We start from the raw sequence: 16,312 nt of genomic DNA on the forward strand, positions 1-16,312 counted from the left end.
TTAGAAGACATATTAAAAAAGTATGAAATATTAGCAAATCAAAAGAAAATAACTGTCAATAATTATATATTAGACGAGAATGTTTATATAGGAAAAACAGCTTTAAAGATTATTCTATCTAATTTGATTAGTAATGCGGTAAAATATACTGATGTAAATGGGGTAATTAATATTGGGATAGTTAATGATTGGTTATATATAGAGAATTCATACGGTAACAATAAAATTTCGAATATGGATAAAATATTTGATGTTAAATTTGATTTAAATAAGGAAAATAGTAATGGATTAGGTTTATATATTGTAAGTAATATTCTGAATAATTACAATATAGAATATAAAGTATTGCAGGATGAAGAATTTTTTATCTTTAAAATTAAAATATTTTCTTAAATAAGATATAATTTTGCAATAATTATTGAAAAATAGAGACTTATTATTAGCCATGGAAGTAAAGACTTTTTTCTTATTGAAAGTGAACAGAAAATAATTGATACAAGAAATCAGGATTTGAACACGCTAATAAAAATATTGTTAGTAAAACTATACGAGGTAGTCTTTTCGGATGCAGAGATTGTTTAAATATTTGATAGAATAGAAACTTAAAAAGTTTAATAAAACTCAATTATATAAGTAGTAGATGAATATGATGGTTATTTAGATTATGGTAGCGTCAAGAATTATGTGTAAATGGAAAATCCATTCTGTTAATTACAGTTAAATCATCGACTCTAATGTATCCTGAATTTCTTTAAATCCCTTGTGAATTCTACCTAAAAATTTTTGGTTATATTGATTAAATTGAGAAATGAAGAATCTCTCTAGAGATTCTTCATTAGGGAATTGTTCTTTTCTTCGAGTATATCGTTTTAGCTGCTTATTAAAGCCTTCAATCAGGTTCGTCGAATAAATTGTTCGTCTGATGGCGTGAGGGAAATTATAAAAGGTTAATAGGGCAGGATTCAAGAGTAAATTGACGACTCTTGGATACTGCTTTTTCCATTTCCTAATCATAAAGTCGATGTGATCCAATGCCTCTTCTTTTGAATTCGCTTGGTAAACCAATTTGAAATCCTCACAAATTTCTTTTCGATCTCGAACACGAACTTTATGAGCGATATTTCTAGATACATGCACACAACATTGTTGAAATTGGGCATTCGGATACACACTATGGATACTTTCTTCAATACCGCTTAATCCGTCTGTCACGACTAATAAAACTTCTTCTAACCCACGTTTTCTAAGATCTTGAAGAACTTCTTTCCAAATATAAGCAGACTCAGTTGGGGCAATAGTAAACCCAAGAACTTCTTTGGTTCCATCCAAACGAATACCAATCGTAATATACACTGCTTCCTTCGAAACAGTCTGTCGCTTCACAGGGATATGCGTCGCATCCATAAATATAACGGAATAATTGGCTTCTAACGTTCTTTCTTTAAAAGCTAAAACATCTTCAGCCACCAATTTACTCATGTTGGAGATTGTTTGTGGCGTATAGTGGTGATCATACATTTTTTCAATTAATTTGGAGATTTCAGCCATAGTAATGCCTTTTTGAAATAATTGGATAATGGTCGTTTCTAATGAATCATTGGTTCGCTTATATGCTGGTAGTGTTTGTTGAGAAAATTCGCCATTCCGATCTCTAGGAATAGTTAAATTCAACTCGCCATATTCTGTTTTAAATGTACGTGAATAATTCCCGTTACGGGAATTTCCTGAATTGAATCCATTTCGATCATATTTTTCGTAATCTAAAAAAGCAGTTAGCTCTGCTTGTAGAAGTGAATTAATCGCTCGCTCTAAATGATCCTGAAATAATTCATCTAAATCCCCTTTATTGAGTAGTGTTTGCATAATTTCTATAGTAAATTTAGTCATGAGAAAGTCCTCCTATAAAATTTCTGTGTGGTAACTTTAATTTTACAGAATGGACTTTTTTTTTTTCTACCCTAAATTTCTATTTACACAAAATATTTTACGCTATCTTTTATTTTAAAATATGGGATATTATGATAAATTAACTATGGATGATATTTGAAAAAACCATACTGTATATTTGATTTAATTTTTATTTTTAAGCTCATATCGTAAGAATGGGACTTGTAGTCTCACTTCTTTATGGAGGTGATAAGTTTGAAAATAAATCTATTTGAAGATACCTGAAGAACGGTACACTAAATAAGCCTACCGTTTTCAAAATTTTTGAAATGGAAGACAACGAGTCTATTTAGGAAGAATCAACGTAACTTTGGTTTAAGCACTATCTATAATGGTATATCCGCGTTTTCTTAAAAGGTCCAGAGCTTGGGATTGCGTCAGAACTTTCTCTTCTTTCGCAGGTTTTGGCTCCAGATATCCTTTAGCAGAATAGGGTTCCACCTTTGATAAGACATTCCAGATAGCGGTCAGGAGCATCTTACAAATAGCAATGATAGCTTTCTTGTGTCCACGATTCGCTTTGATTCTACGATAGCGATTTTTAAATTCTGGATGTTCTTTGGATCTGAGAAGAGCATTGGCAATCTGTACAAGTAGCGGTTTCAACGACTGCCCTGCACGAGAGATACGTGTTGATTTTGTTCGTCGGGCACTGCGATCGTTTCTTGGACAGCATCCAGCCCAAGAAATAAAGTGTTTCGAAGTTGGAAACACGGACATATCCGGTCCTATTTCTGAAAGAATCGCAATCGCTGTTATTGGCTGAGTGTCTAAGCCCGGTATGGTACGAAGTAGTTCCAAAACAGGGGAGAAGGGTTCTGCAAGAGCTTGAATCTCTAGATTGATCTCTTCTCGATGCTTCTCAATCTCGTTAATATGGTTGAGGCATTGGCGAAGCTTAATCGCTTGAGGTACAGAAATCGCCCCCTCAACTGCCGCTTGGATTTCTTCAACGGGAGTTTTACAACGGGCATGGATAAATGGTCGAACATCAAATGATTCACCGGGATGTTCTAACAAGTATTGGATGATAGAAGTGGATGATTTTCCGAACACATCACTAAAAACATCATCTAGTTTCAGATTAGAAACGGTTAAGCAGTTTAAAGCACGATTCTTTTCACTTGTTTTCATGTTGGTCAGTTTCGTCCGATAACGCATTAGATCACGAAGCTGGCGGATTTCAAGACCAGGAATAAAACTGGGTTTGATCATGTCGCACATAAAGAGATCACAAATCCATTTTGCATCTTTGCGATCTGTTTTATTTCCTTTCTGGGGTTTGGTGTACTTCGGATGAGCCAGTGTGACAAAACAAGTTTTTTCAAGAATATTAAAAACAGGGATCCAAAATTTACCGGAAGATTCCAAACACACATCCTTACAGTTGTATTTAGCAAGCCATTCAGCTAATTCATTGAGACCTTTTGTAAAGGAAGAGAAGCGAGCTTGCTTATACACTGTACGACCATTCGCATCTGTGATTCCGATACACGCATAGATCCACGTTTTGTGGACATCCAAGCCACAACAATTTTTACGAAAGATTTTGAACATAGCAACCTCCTGTAAAAAAATAGTACAGGTTTGGTAGGGACTGGTCATCCGGCGAAATCGAGTCAACTTCGGAAGAGATAAGTTTACGGGCTACGGGTTTGCGCCATTCATTGATGCCTTAACGGATGACCGACACCATATAATTATGCGGGGTTGCCGCTATACAGCCCCGCCACTTACCTCCTCGGGTTCTGTAGTGTACCAGGGACCTGCAAGGAAAGGGTAACACGGAATAAAAAAAGAAAGAAGGCGCTCTAAGGTTTTCATCACCTCATTGGTGCCTTTCGTAGGAAGGCGGATTTATAATTATGAACGTTGGTTTTATTGGAGCCGGCAAGGTAGGTTGTTCATTCGGGAAGTATTTCCAGGAACATAAAATACAAGTAACAGGATTTTATAGTAAAAGCGAAGACTCGTCATTAGCAGCTTCGAATTTTACATCTAGTAAACAATATTTAAACTTAAGAGAATTAGTAGATGAAAATGATACTATTTTCATTACGACTCCTGATGGTCAAATTCAGGAGGTATGGCAAGAAATTAAAAATTATCAAATCAAAAACAAATTAATCTGCCATTGCAGTGGTGCAATATCTTCAGATATCTTTTCAAATATACAGGACTATGGTGCTTATGGTTATTCTGTCCATCCTATGTTTTCAATATCAGATAAATATAATTCATACAAAAAATTAAAAAAATCTTTTATAACAATTGAAGGCGATGAAAAATATGCAAAGTTTTTATGTGATTTCTTCAAAAAGTTAGGTAATAGTACTGTAATAGTATCTAAGGAGAATAAATCTCTTTATCATGCCGCATCAGTAGTATCTAGTAACCTTGTGCTAGGACTTATTAATACAAGCGTTACATATCTAATTCAATGTGGATTTACTGAAAAAATGGCAATTGAAGCTTTATATCCATTAATTGAATTTAATATTAGAAATATAAAAGAAAAAGGAATTATAGAAAGTTTGACAGGGCCAGTTGAACGTTGTGATATTTCAACAATTAAAGGTCACTGTGAAGTTTTATCAGATGAAGACAGAGCTTTATATATGCTATTATCAAAAAATGTATTAGAGATAGCTATGTTAAAAAATATTAATAGAGATTATAGTGAATTAGAAAAGTATTTAGGAGAGAGTTAGGAGAGAGATAGATGAAAAATACAGCAGTTACATTTAAAGAATCTAAATTAAGAAATGAAAAATTAACAATGCTTACAGCTTATGACTATTCAACAGCAAAAATAATTGATGAAGCTGGGATAAATGGAATATTAGTAGGAGATTCTCTTGGTATGGTATGTCTAGGACATGAAGATACACTTTCAGTAACAATGGAAGACATGATTCATCATACTAGAGCAGTTACAAGAGGAGCTAAGAACACTTTAGTTGTTACAGATATGCCATTTATGTCTTATCAAACTTCAGTATATGATTCAGTAGTTAATGCAGGAAGATTAATAAAAGAAGGACGAGCTCAGGTTGTTAAATTAGAAGGAGGGATAGAAGTATGCGATAAAATAGAGGCTATAGTAAAGGCTTCTATACCTGTTATGGCGCATATAGGTTTAACACCTCAATCTGTTAATGCATTTGGAGGATTTAAGGTACAAGGAAAGGACAAGGAAGCTGCTAAAGAATTAATAAGAGCTGCTAAAGCTGTAGAAAAAGCAGGAGCATTCGCTGTAGTGTTAGAATGTGTTCCAACTAAGCTTGCAGAGTTAATTTCTAAAGAGATATCAATACCTACAATTGGTATTGGAGCAGGTGCAGGGTGTGATGGACAAATTCTTGTATATCAAGATATGTTGGGGATGTATAGTGATTTTACCCCTAAATTTGTGAAGAAATATGCTAATTTATCAGAAGAGATGAATAAAGCATTTACAAAATATATAGAGGAAGTAAAAGATGGAGTTTTTCCAGGTCCAGAACATGGGTTTAAAATAAGTGATGATGTTTTAGAAAAATTATATTAAAAGGGTCAAGAAATATGGTTATATTTAAAACAGTAAATGATGTTAGAAGTCAAGTAAAAGAGTGGAAAAAACAAGGCTTAAAGGTAGGATTAGTTCCTACTATGGGATATTTACATGAAGGTCATGAAAGTTTAATTAGAAAAGCATCAAAAGAAAATGATAAAGTTGTTGTAAGTATCTTTGTAAATCCAACTCAGTTTGGGAAAAATGAAGATTTAGGTAGTTATCCAAGAGACTTAGAAAGAGATATAGAAGTATGCACAAGAGGTAGAGCAACAGCAATATTTAATCCTGAAGTTGAAGAGATGTATTGTGACAATGCAAGTACTTTTGTTAATATAACTGGATTAACAGAAGGTTTATGTGGAGCTAGTAGGCCAATACATTTTAGAGGGGTTTGCACTGTTGTAAGTAAATTATTTAACATAATACCAGCAGATAGAGCTTATTTTGGAGAAAAGGATGCACAACAGTTAGCTGTAATTAAAAGAATGGTTAGGGACCTTAATATTGATATAGACGTTGTAGGGTGTCCAATTATAAGGGAAGAGGATGGACTAGCTAAAAGTTCTAGAAACACATACTTAAGTTTAGAGGAAAGATCTTCAGCTACTATTTTAAATAAATCTTTAACTTTAGCTAAGGAAGCCTTAAATAATGGAGAGAGAGATAGCTTAAAAATAATTGAGATAATAAGTAAAAATATAAATACTTATAATTTGGCAAAGATTGATTATGTAGAAGTTGTTGATTCTTTATCATTACAAAGAGTAAATTATATTGAAAAATCAGTTTTAGTTGCAATAGCAGTATTTATAGGAAAAACAAGATTAATAGATAATTTTACATTTGAATTACAATAGGGGGCTATAATAATGAAAGTTACAATGTTAAAAGGAAAAATACATAGAGCTAAAGTTGAACAAGCTGAGTTAGATTATGTAGGAAGTATTACTGTTGATATGGATTTATTAGAAGCAGCAGGAATATATGAATATGAAAAAGTACAAATAGTTGATGTTAATAATGGAAATAGATTTGAAACTTATACAATAGCTGGAGAGAGAGGAACAGGGATGATTTGCTTGAATGGAGCTGCAGCTAGATGTGTATCAACTGGAGATAAAATAATTTTAATGGCATATTGTGAATTAAATGAAAATGAGGTTAAGGATCATAGACCTAAGGTTGTTTTTGTCGATGATAATAATAAAGTTGAAAGAGTAACATCATATGAAAAACATGGAAGGTTATCAGATATAATTCTTTAGGTTTTGTAATGTTATTTATATATAGCTAGACTATTATTGAAATATTTATTGATTACTGGAATGGTGGAATGGTGGAATGGCAACACTTTTCTAGACAAAAATTATAAGGTCTGTTTATGACACCATATCCAGTTGCCCTTGACAACGAGCCTCCTCAAATCGGTTTTCTTAGCGGCGTGCTCACTTTGAATAAAATAAGCCGCTCGAACAGAAGGTAACCGATTCTTGCTCATTATCAAGGGTTCGCTACGCCAACCTCCGCATAGCGTACCTCAATTGGTGTTTTATAACCAAGAGAACTATGGATCTTTTTCAATCAGCCATTCTTCATCAAAAAATAAATGTTTATCTGTTAATCCGAGTAATTTTCTAGTATGATTATCCATAGAGCGACTCCTTTGGTAGGGTGATGTTTTGGTCGACTAAATTTTACCAAAAGTGAGTCTCTTTTTGAGTTGAAACGAAGAAAAAGTGTTAGTAGAAAATCGCCTTCGATTTTCCACCAACACAAAATATTATAGAACCGATTTTGCACAACTCATCAGTCCTTATTGACAAAGAGCCTATTTTGTTAGTAGATGTCTGGAAACGGTACTTTGCACATGGTGAACAGGCAGTGCTATTAGAAAAATCATGCATATTACTAATGCAATTGAGAGTATTTATTCTAGTTTCAGAAAAGTCACAAAAAAGAGCGCTTCTTAATGAGAAAGTACTTCTAAAGTTACTAATTAATCGTTTTCTATAAGTGGTTGATAATACTCGTTTTTTATAGTAATTGATAGCCGTTATAAAGATTGATGATTAGCACCAAGAAGATGACAGTCTGGAAGACCAGCGTCACTTTTTGTGGTGAGAGGACAGTGCTGACTTTTGCCCCTAACAAACCGCCAACAATCGCGGCTGGAATCACAAACCACAAAATCTTTAAGTCATAGAGGCCAAATCCAGTGGTCCCAGCAATCGTCACGATTTTCGCCAATTGAGAGAAAAAAATCGTACAAATCGAATAGACCGTGGCTTCTTTGATGGGTAAAGCAAACATCAGCATCAGCAAGGACACATTGATCGGTCCACCGCCAATGCCCAGCAGACTCGCTAGAAAACCAAGGACTAGGCCACAGAAGCAATACCAGAAGTTTTTTTTCAGTTGGAATCCGGGCCAGTCGTATTTGGTATAAAAGAAAGCAAACAGCAGTGTCACAACGGTCAAAAAGATCTGAATCATTTGTACCTCATCTTCATTCTGAAATAAAAGCAGCAGGTGATCAAAAGCGACATTGCCCAAGATGCCTCCTAAGACGGCGCCGCCTGAAACCCAAAGGACGATTTGCCAATTGATTTTACGTCCACTAGCCAACTGTCTCGCGGTCGAAACCAGCGACATGGTAAACACGGCTACGGTAGAATAAAACGAGATGGCCGCAACAGAATGGGCACCGATAAAATCAAAAATGGGTTTGATCAGAACACCGCCCCCCATGCCTGAAACGGCACCAACCGTATTTGCCAACACGATCACTATAAAATAAACGAACCCAATCACACACTTACCCCCTGTAACAAACCTAAAATCCGATTGATCTGCGGCACAAATTCCTGCAAGAGTTGCTGATAACCACAATAGCCTGTGTTATCTACATAGATGGCATCTTTCATCCGTTTGCAGCCGCCACGACACATTTTTTGAAACGGGCAACTCAGACATTTCTTTGGCATTTCGGGCCGTTGACACACAAACGTTTTTGCAATGTCCTGTTCAAATAACTGACGTAAAGTCTGTTCTTGAATATACCCCATGCGATACTCATCCAGCACATAAAAATCACAAGGATACACACTGCCATCTGCTTCAATGACATATTGTACCTGACAGTTTCCTAAAATCCCGCAGGCAGTGACTTGTCGCTTGATCAATAGATTCAAAAGATCATCAAAAAGCTTGATACTTATATAATGCCCCTCCGCTAATTCTTGCAGCCATAACTGCAAAAGCTGGTGGTAAAATCCTGCAAAACGTTTTGGTGTGAGAGCATAACTATTTCTTTTTTTTGCATCTAGATCATCTAAACAAGGAATAAACTGGACAAAATCAATTTGTTGCTCTTTTAGAAAGCGAAAGACTTTCTTAGCCTCTTTTGCCAACGGATTGGTCAAGACACAAAGTACATTGTAGTCGATCTCATAGTAGTCAAACAGCTGTTTTGTTTGCAGCACTCGCTGAAAAGTTCCTCTTCCTTTCGGATCAACCCGATTCAGATCATGATAAAGTGGATGGCCATCGATGGACAGGCCTATTAAAAAATCATGTTCTTTCAAAAAAGCACACCATTTCTCATTGATGATAGTTCCGTTCGTTTGAATCGCATAATGGACCTGCACTTGTTTTTGTTGTTGCGCTACTAACCGGATCACTGTACGAAAATAATTGAGGCCCGCCATCGTTGGCTCTCCACCTTGAAACGCTAATGTTAATTGATCGCCGTCTTCTAAGTCTGCATAAATATTTTCGATCATTTTCTCTGTCACTTCTTCTTTCATTTTGCCAAATGAGCGGACTTCTCGCAAGGAACTGACATTGGCATAAAAGCAGTAGCTGCAGCGAAGATTGCAGAGGGAAGATGCGGGTTTGATCAATACTGAAATATGTTTCATAGTAAGAACCTCATTTTTTAATATAGTTTAATTATGAAAAATTGCTATAACGAACAAAGTAAAATCAAATTCAGTAGTAGTTAATTAGATAGGAGTTGAATCTTATAGAAATTCCATTTTTTATAACTTTCAACATATTCTATAGGTTTATTATTTTCAGATAAGCAGGATAATTTGGTTTGAAAAACGACAGGCTCAGATTCATTTATTTCTAGTTTTTTACATACACTATTAGGAGCGGGGAATAAAATTTCGTTTGTTTCCCTAAAGTTTTCTTCGTTTAAATCAATGTTGTAGTCTGATTTTAAACGTTTGTAAATAGAATTGTAATAATTAATTTCTGGATAATTAGAATTTATATATTGTTCTGGCAAATAAGATTTATGGTAGATATAAGGTATTTCATTAGCTTCTCTAATTCGTTCGATTTGATAATAATATGAATCAGTTGATAATTTTAATGTATCTAATATTTGTTTTTTATTTTCGCGTTTAATCGAAAGAACGTGTGTTTTATCATTGTCAAATGAAAATATTTCTATATCAGAAAATTTTACTATTTTTTCTTTTCTTGCACGTGAAACGAAAGTTCCTATTCCTTGATAACGTACGATATACCCCTCGGCAACTAATTCTTTTAAGGCACGAATTGCTGTTATAGAACTAACATTATATTTTTTGATAATTTCTGATTCTGAATAGAATCGGTCGCCATTATGAAATTGACCGGTTACAATTTGTTGTTTTAAATCCTGTTTGATTTCTAAATATTTCGGTTTTATTATAAGCTCCCCCTTTAAATTACTCGCATCTATATTAACATACTTAAAAAAAATTGTTGACTTTTAATACAAAAGTCTTAATATACTAAGTATATTAAGTAATTGAGGTGAAAAGTAACAGATGACTACATTTGAAATAAAAGAAGAATTTTTATTAAATGGAAAAACATTTAAAATACTGTCTGGTGCAATTCATTATTTTCGGATTCCCCCATGTGATTGGGAACATTCTTTGTATAATTTAAAAGCACTAGGATTTAATACAGTAGAGACATATGTTCCTTGGAATTTACATGAGCCTCAAAAAGGAGAGTTTCATTTTGAAGGGATATTGGATTTAGAGAGATTTTTGACCATCGCTCAAGACTTAGGATTATATGCTATTGTGCGACCATCGCCTTATATTTGTGCTGAATGGGAATTTGGAGGGTTTCCGTCATGGCTACTCCGTGAACCGATTCATATCCGAAGGAATGAAACCGCTTATTTGGAACATGTAGCAGATTATTATGATGTTTTGATGAAAAGGATTGTTTCCCATCAATTTGATAATGGAGGAAATATTTTGATGATCCAAATTGAAAATGAGTATGGATCTTTTGGAGAAGAGAAGGAGTATCTGCGTGCGATAAGAGATTTGATGATTGAACGAGGCGTGACAGTTCCCTTATTCACTTCAGATGGACCATGGCGGGCTACTTTACGAGCGGGAAGCATGATCGAAGATGATATTTTGGTTACTGGTAATTTTGGTTCTAAAGCAAAAGACAACTTTGACTCTATGAAGCAGTTTTTTAAAGAATATGATAAAAATTGGCCACTGATGTGTATGGAATTTTGGGATGGTTGGTTTAATCGTTGGAAAGAACCAATCATTCAACGAGATCCACAGGAACTCGCTGAAGCGGTAAAAGAGGTATTAGAACAAGGAAGCATTAATTTATATATGTTTCATGGAGGAACGAATTTTGGGTTTATGAATGGTTGTTCAGCAAGAGGAGTGATTGATTTACCACAAATTACTTCTTATGATTATGGCGCACCATTAGATGAACAGGGGAATCCAACAGAAAAATATTATGCATTGCGGAAAATGATTCATGATAATTATCCAGAGATTAAGCAGTTAGATCCTGTCATTAAACCCACGATTGAAAAGAAAAAGATTTCTTTGACGAATAAAGTAAGTCTTTTCGCGACTTTAGATACCATTAGTCAACCAGTTCAATCAAAGTATCCAAAGACAATGGAAGAGTTGGGACAAAATACAGGTTATCTACTTTACCGAACAATGATAGAGAGGGATGCAGAGGAAGAACGATTACGGGTAATTGATGGCAGAGATCGCAGTCAATTATTTTTGAATCAAAAATTACAAGCTACCCAATATCAAACAGAAATAGGTGAAGATATACAAGTTAGTATGACAGAAGAAATCAATCAATTGGATATTTTGATTGAAAATATGGGACGTGTCAATTATGGACATAAACTCTTTGCGGAAACGCAAAAAAAAGGAATTAGAACGGGAGTAATGGCAGACTTACATTTTATTACAAATTGGCAACAATATTCATTGCCTTTGGAGAATTGTAAAACTGTGGATTATTCAAAAGGATGGCAACCCCAACATCCAAGTTTTTATCGCTATGAGTTTCTTTTAGAGGATGTCGGTGATTGTTTTATTGATTTAAGTAAATTTGGAAAAGGAATTGTCTTTGTTAATCAGACCAATATCGGTCGTTTTTGGGAAGTAGGGCCAACGCTTTCACTGTACATCTCTAGCGGTTTTCTAAAAGTTGGTAAGAATGAAATTGTTATTTTTGAGACAGAAGGCACCTATGAACCAGAAATCAATTTATTAAAAGCACCATTGTATAAAGAAATGAAAGAGGGATGAACAATGAGTATTATTGGAGTAAGAATTGATGGACGTTTAATTCACGGACAGGTAGCCAATTTATGGACAACCAAATTGAATATTTCTCGAATTATGGTTGTGGATGATGAAGTGGCTCAAAATGATATTGAAAAAAGCGGATTGAAATTGGCTACCCCAGCAGGGGTGAAACTAAGTGTTTTGCCAATTGAAAAAGCAGCGCAAAATATTTTAGCAGGAAAATACGATTCACAGCGTTTACTGATTATTGCACGAAAGCCTGATCGATTATTAAAATTAGTAGAATTGGGCGTTCCAATAAAAGAGATTAATGTTGGAAATATGTCACAAACGTCTGAGACTCGATCAATTACGAAATCAATTAATGTTGTTGATCAAGATGTAGAAACGTTCAACCAATTAAATGCAAAAGGTGTCCATTTAATTGCGCAAATGGTTCCAAGTGACAAAGCAGATGACTTTATGTCTCTGTTAAATAAATAAAAATATATGTAGGAGGAGAAAAGATGACGGGGCATTTAGTCTTAATTAGTCATGGACGATTTTGTGAAGAGTTAAAGAAAAGTGTCGATATGATCATGGGAACACAAAAAGATATTTATACTGTAGGGTTATTACCTGAAGAGTCAGCAAAAGATTTTCGAGTAAATTTTGAAAAAACAATTAATGGTTTGAAAAAAGTTACAGTTCTGGCTGATCTAATGGGAGGCACTCCTTGCAATGTTGTTTCTCAATTAATTTTAGAAGGAAAAGAAATAGAACTATATGCAGGAATGAATATGCCAATGGTTATAGGCTTTGTTAATAATCAATTTTTAGGAGAAGATAGTTCTTTGGTAAATAAAGGAAGAGAAAATATTATACATGTAAATGAATATTTGGAAGCAAATCCAATAGATTTAGAAGATGAATGAATGTGAAGGAATTTATGAATATAAAAAAATCCAAATATATTTTATTGCAACTTGCTGTTTGATTAGTTTATCTATGTTAACAAAAGTCGCTCATGCTGAAAGTAACCCCATTGGTAATTGTTACTATGTTAGTTCGCAAAGAGGGAGTGACACTAATTCAGGATTATCTATATCTGAGCCTTTTAAAGGTTTAAATAAAATAAATGAACTTAAATTAAATCCAGGGGATAAAGTTTTATTAGAAAATGGATCGGTTTTTGAAGATCAGTATTTACAAATAAAAAATTCAGGAAATATAGAGGCGTGTATTGAAATCAGTAATAGCCAAGAGTCGAATATATTTGTTTCTCCTGAAAATGGTCCCGTAAAACCTAATTTTAACTATTTGACATATGATCAATTCAGTCAGAATACAGTGTTTGATGGATATAAATTGGAACAATCATCTCCTGCTATTCATAGTGGGAAGAAGGTTATCGATAAAAATGGTTATAATTTAGGAACTGATTTTTTTGGTATTAAGTTAGATGGCATACTAGATATTGGGGCAGTGAAAAGTTCAAAATAATATAAAGGAGTTAGTTTGATCATGAATGATATTTCTTTTTTTCAGATATTTTCTTTAATATGTTTAGCTATACTAGGAGGTATAGATCCTTATCTGTCAGGATTACAATTAAGTAAACCGGCAATTTCTGGTTTTCTAGCAGGAATTATAATGGGAGATATTAATACAGGCTTATTAGTAGGAGCAACATTACAACTGATGGTCTTAGGTGTAGGAACATTTGGTGGCTCATCAATTCCTGATTTTGGCACAGGGGCAATCATTGGTACAGCATTAGGTGTTGTTAGTGGAAAAGGAATTGAATTTGCAATAGGTATTTCTGTTCCTGTAGGATTATTATTAGTTCAATTAGATATTTTAGCTCGTTTTTGTGGGGTTTATTTTTTACATCGTGTGGATAAACATATAGAAGAAGAAAATTTTCATAAGATTAGTTTAGAAGCATGGTTAAGTTTAGTTCCTATTGCATTATCTCGTGCAATACCAGTAGGCTTATGTTTAATTTTTGGTAATGAAGTAGTAAATACAGTATTAAATTATGCACCGGATTGGTTAATGGGAGGATTAAAATTGGCAGGAGCTATATTACCAGTTGTTGGGATTGCCATCTTACTACATTATTTGCCAATTAGGAATTTTTTCGGTTTTTTAATTATTGGGTATATTTTAGCCGCTTATTTAAATATTCCAATGATGGGTATTTCTTTTGCAGGATTGGCAGCTGCTATTATTTACTATAAAAAATTACAAGATAAACGTTTATTAGAATCAAAACTAGATACTATCAATCATATAGAAGTAGTTAACGGAGAGGTTGATGATGATGAAATCTAATGTTAGCAAATTAAGTAGCAAAGATCTGAGAAAAGTTAGTTTAAGATATATGTTTGGAGCTCAACTAGGTTGGAACTACGAACGAATGATGAATGTGGCATATGTTCGAGCTGTATATCCAGCTTTGAAAAAGTTATACAAAGATGAAAAAGAATTAAAAAGTGTGTTGCAATCAGAAATGCAATTCTATAATACCAGTCCTTTTTTAAGTGCATTTATTATTGGAATTGATTTAGCATTGCAAGCAGAAGATGGAAGCAAATCGAAAGATGCTGTTGCAGCAATTAAAACGAGTATGATGGGACCTTTTGCAGCTGTAGGCGATTCTTTATTTGGGGCAGTGATTCCAACAATTTTTGGATCTCTAGCAGCTTATATGGGATTAGAAGGAAATCCATTAGGTGTACTACTTTGGTTATTAGTATCTCTCATTATACTATTTTTGAGATATTTTGAGTTACCAATTGCTTTCCGAGAAGGTAAAAAACTGGTATCCAGTGTAGGTGGATTGTTGAAGGATTTAACTGAATCAGCAACTTTACTTGGCGTAGTAGTAATAGGAGGCTTGGTTCCTAGTGTTGTAAAGGTTGGTGTTCCATTCAAGTTAGTTATTGGTGATAAGAAACTATCTTTCCAAACAGAAATGTTAGACCCTATTATGCCAGCTATAGTACCTGTTGTTTTAGTTTTATTGGCATATTGGTTATTAAGCAAAAAATCTCTCAATTCAACCAAAGTTATTTGGATATTTTTAGTTTTGTCAATACTAATGTATTCATTAAATATTTTAGCAGTTTTGTAATAGATGTGGGGGCGTGCTCAACTAATTTATGGCATGTCCTTTGTTTAATTTTCTAAATAGCGTATTTTTAACTGATTGTTATTAAGTTCTCTAAATTAACAAGGACAGTATTTCACAGTTTGGAAAATAAGAATTCATCATTGTAACTAATCTTTTTGTAGTTTCTTTAATTGTATTTTTGTAATCAATTATTAGCTTGACAGTGATTCTAATTCTATTATTAGTTATTATTTTTGGGGAGCTATGGTTAAATTTAGGATATTATAGTTTATATTGCTAGCTGTAAGTTGCTTTAACAAAGTTGTTTAAAACAAAAATTCAGAGCTCTTATCATTTTGGATATTTCACCAAATTAGTGTCTAAAGGGTCTGTTTATCTGTATAATATTTTACTTCTAATAAGAATTTTTTGTCATATGAAATATCCGTTTTTGTTGAAGGATATAATTATGAATAGAGGGGTTGGGAGAGGAGATTCATATCTGCATTGGGAAATGAAAATTGTAATAGAAATTTATTTATTATGATATCCAAAATCCTTCCTTATAGAACTAATTATGAAGAAAATGACATGTTTTAAATAAAAATTATCATGTTCAAATGGTCAAAAAAATCTATACTATAATTAGATAGCGCTTTCTATTTTTTTTTGAAGGAGTCAATCATAATGAGTGAGAAAATAATGAATACAATCCAGAATAAAGTTTTACCTATAGCTACTAAGATTGGGAATCAACGATTTTTAGTAGCGTTAAGAGATTCATTTATGGGTACGATGCCTGTAATAATGACAGGTTCGGTTGCAATATTATTAAATGCTTTTTTAGTAGATTTTCCTATGCAATTTGGCTATGAGAAGATTACTGATTATTTTCAATGGTTAGTAGATATAAATAATTTGATATCAAAGGGAAGCATTTCTATTGTTTCCTTACTGTTTATTTATTGTTTAGGAGTAAATATTGCTAAAATATATAAAACAGATACTTTGTCTTCAGGACTAGTCGCACTGTCTTCATTTATTATTTCTATAAGTAATTCTATGACTTCAACTTATAATTTATCTAATAATAATAATATTGACTTAACA

General features: G+C 33.5%; 16 protein-coding genes and 2 pseudogenes. 13 read left to right on the forward strand and 5 right to left on the reverse strand.

All coding sequences use genetic code 11. The annotated features are described in order from the left end of the window. Positions 1-393 (forward strand): sensor histidine kinase (locus DVW06_RS16005; RefSeq protein ID WP_238696196.1); only part of this gene is annotated, 393 nt, incomplete at its 5' end. Between the two features lie 324 nt (positions 394-717). Here the strand turns inward: DVW06_RS16005 and DVW06_RS16010 are convergent. Together DVW06_RS16010 and DVW06_RS16015 are read right to left on the reverse strand one after the other, a co-directional pair. Beyond that, on the reverse strand, positions 718-1,887 hold the full coding sequence (locus DVW06_RS16010; RefSeq protein ID WP_137264872.1) for an IS256 family transposase: 1,170 nt from the start codon (positions 1,885-1,887) through the stop codon (positions 718-720). 375 nt (positions 1,888-2,262) lie between these two features. Then, entirely contained in the window at positions 2,263-3,504 is a 1,242-nt protein-coding gene (locus DVW06_RS16015) for an IS110 family transposase (RefSeq protein ID WP_016178709.1), read from the reverse strand. Positions 3,505-3,812: 308 nt separating this feature from the next. Between DVW06_RS16015 and DVW06_RS16020 the strand changes: the two genes are divergently transcribed. From DVW06_RS16020 to DVW06_RS16045, 5 genes and pseudogenes are all read left to right on the forward strand, one after another. Beyond that, positions 3,813-4,658: a Rossmann-like and DUF2520 domain-containing protein gene (locus DVW06_RS16020; protein ID WP_002287872.1), complete on the forward strand. Its 846-nt coding sequence runs from the start codon at positions 3,813-3,815 to the stop codon at positions 4,656-4,658. Positions 4,659-4,669: 11 nt separating this feature from the next. Further along, positions 4,670-5,497, forward strand: coding sequence for a 3-methyl-2-oxobutanoate hydroxymethyltransferase (panB, locus tag DVW06_RS16025; protein ID WP_137264873.1), 828 nt, complete (start codon positions 4,670-4,672; stop codon positions 5,495-5,497). 14 nt (positions 5,498-5,511) lie between these two features. Next, positions 5,512-6,360 (forward strand): pantoate--beta-alanine ligase, encoded by an 849-nt coding sequence (panC, locus tag DVW06_RS16030; protein WP_002287875.1) that lies wholly within the window; start codon positions 5,512-5,514, stop codon positions 6,358-6,360. A gap of 12 nt (positions 6,361-6,372) precedes the next feature. Continuing rightward, positions 6,373-6,768, forward strand: a complete 396-nt coding sequence (gene panD, locus DVW06_RS16035) for an aspartate 1-decarboxylase (protein ID WP_002297874.1) — start codon at positions 6,373-6,375, stop codon at positions 6,766-6,768. Positions 6,769-7,342: 574 nt separating this feature from the next. Next, a pseudogene (locus DVW06_RS16045) lies at positions 7,343-7,507 on the forward strand (IS256 family transposase); the annotation flags it as partial. Positions 7,508-7,537: 30 nt separating this feature from the next. Here DVW06_RS16045 and DVW06_RS16050 read toward each other — a convergent pair. From DVW06_RS16050 to DVW06_RS16060, 3 genes are all read right to left on the reverse strand, one after another. After that, the gene (locus tag DVW06_RS16050; RefSeq protein ID WP_002364118.1) at positions 7,538-8,314 is read right to left on the reverse strand and encodes a sulfite exporter TauE/SafE family protein; all 777 of its coding nucleotides are present in this window, start codon (positions 8,312-8,314) and stop codon (positions 7,538-7,540) included. Then, positions 8,311-9,423 (reverse strand): radical SAM/SPASM domain-containing protein, encoded by a 1,113-nt coding sequence (locus DVW06_RS16055; protein WP_137264875.1) that lies wholly within the window; start codon positions 9,421-9,423, stop codon positions 8,311-8,313. Before DVW06_RS16055 ends, DVW06_RS16050 begins: the two co-directional genes overlap by 4 nt. Before the next feature lie 80 nt (positions 9,424-9,503). Further along, entirely contained in the window at positions 9,504-10,208 is a 705-nt protein-coding gene (locus tag DVW06_RS16060) for a GntR family transcriptional regulator (protein WP_137264879.1), read from the reverse strand. A gap of 118 nt (positions 10,209-10,326) precedes the next feature. Between DVW06_RS16060 and DVW06_RS16065 the strand changes: the two genes are divergently transcribed. From DVW06_RS16065 to DVW06_RS16095, 7 genes and pseudogenes are all read left to right on the forward strand, one after another. Continuing rightward, a complete protein-coding gene (locus DVW06_RS16065) occupies positions 10,327-12,105 on the forward strand; it encodes a glycoside hydrolase family 35 protein (RefSeq protein WP_137264876.1) in 1,779 nt (592 codons plus the stop codon). A 3-nt stretch (positions 12,106-12,108) separates the two neighbouring features. After that, positions 12,109-12,588 carry a PTS system mannose/fructose/N-acetylgalactosamine-transporter subunit IIB gene (locus DVW06_RS16070; protein WP_077454256.1) on the forward strand — a complete coding sequence of 160 codons (480 nt, stop codon included), beginning with the start codon at positions 12,109-12,111 and terminating at the stop codon, positions 12,586-12,588. A 23-nt stretch (positions 12,589-12,611) separates the two neighbouring features. Continuing rightward, entirely contained in the window at positions 12,612-13,019 is a 408-nt protein-coding gene (locus DVW06_RS16075) for a PTS sugar transporter subunit IIA (protein ID WP_137264877.1), read from the forward strand. Next, positions 13,012-13,587 (forward strand): hypothetical protein, encoded by a 576-nt coding sequence (locus DVW06_RS17260; RefSeq protein WP_174784188.1) that lies wholly within the window; start codon positions 13,012-13,014, stop codon positions 13,585-13,587. Before DVW06_RS16075 ends, DVW06_RS17260 begins: the two co-directional genes overlap by 8 nt. Before the next feature lie 21 nt (positions 13,588-13,608). Then, positions 13,609-14,421, forward strand: a complete 813-nt coding sequence (locus DVW06_RS16085; RefSeq protein ID WP_137264878.1) for a PTS mannose/fructose/sorbose/N-acetylgalactosamine transporter subunit IIC — start codon at positions 13,609-13,611, stop codon at positions 14,419-14,421. Continuing rightward, entirely contained in the window at positions 14,405-15,223 is an 819-nt protein-coding gene (locus DVW06_RS16090) for a PTS system mannose/fructose/sorbose family transporter subunit IID (RefSeq protein WP_376716472.1), read from the forward strand. The genes DVW06_RS16085 and DVW06_RS16090 overlap by 17 nt, the downstream gene beginning before the upstream one ends. Positions 15,224-15,889: 666 nt before the next feature. Further along, a pseudogene (locus DVW06_RS16095) lies at positions 15,890-16,312 on the forward strand (PTS sugar transporter subunit IIC); the annotation flags it as partial.

It is taken from the genome of Enterococcus sp. ARL09-542 (assembly GCF_005234805.1).
GTDB classification, from domain to species: domain Bacteria; phylum Bacillota; class Bacilli; order Lactobacillales; family Enterococcaceae; genus Enterococcus_D; species Enterococcus_D gallinarum.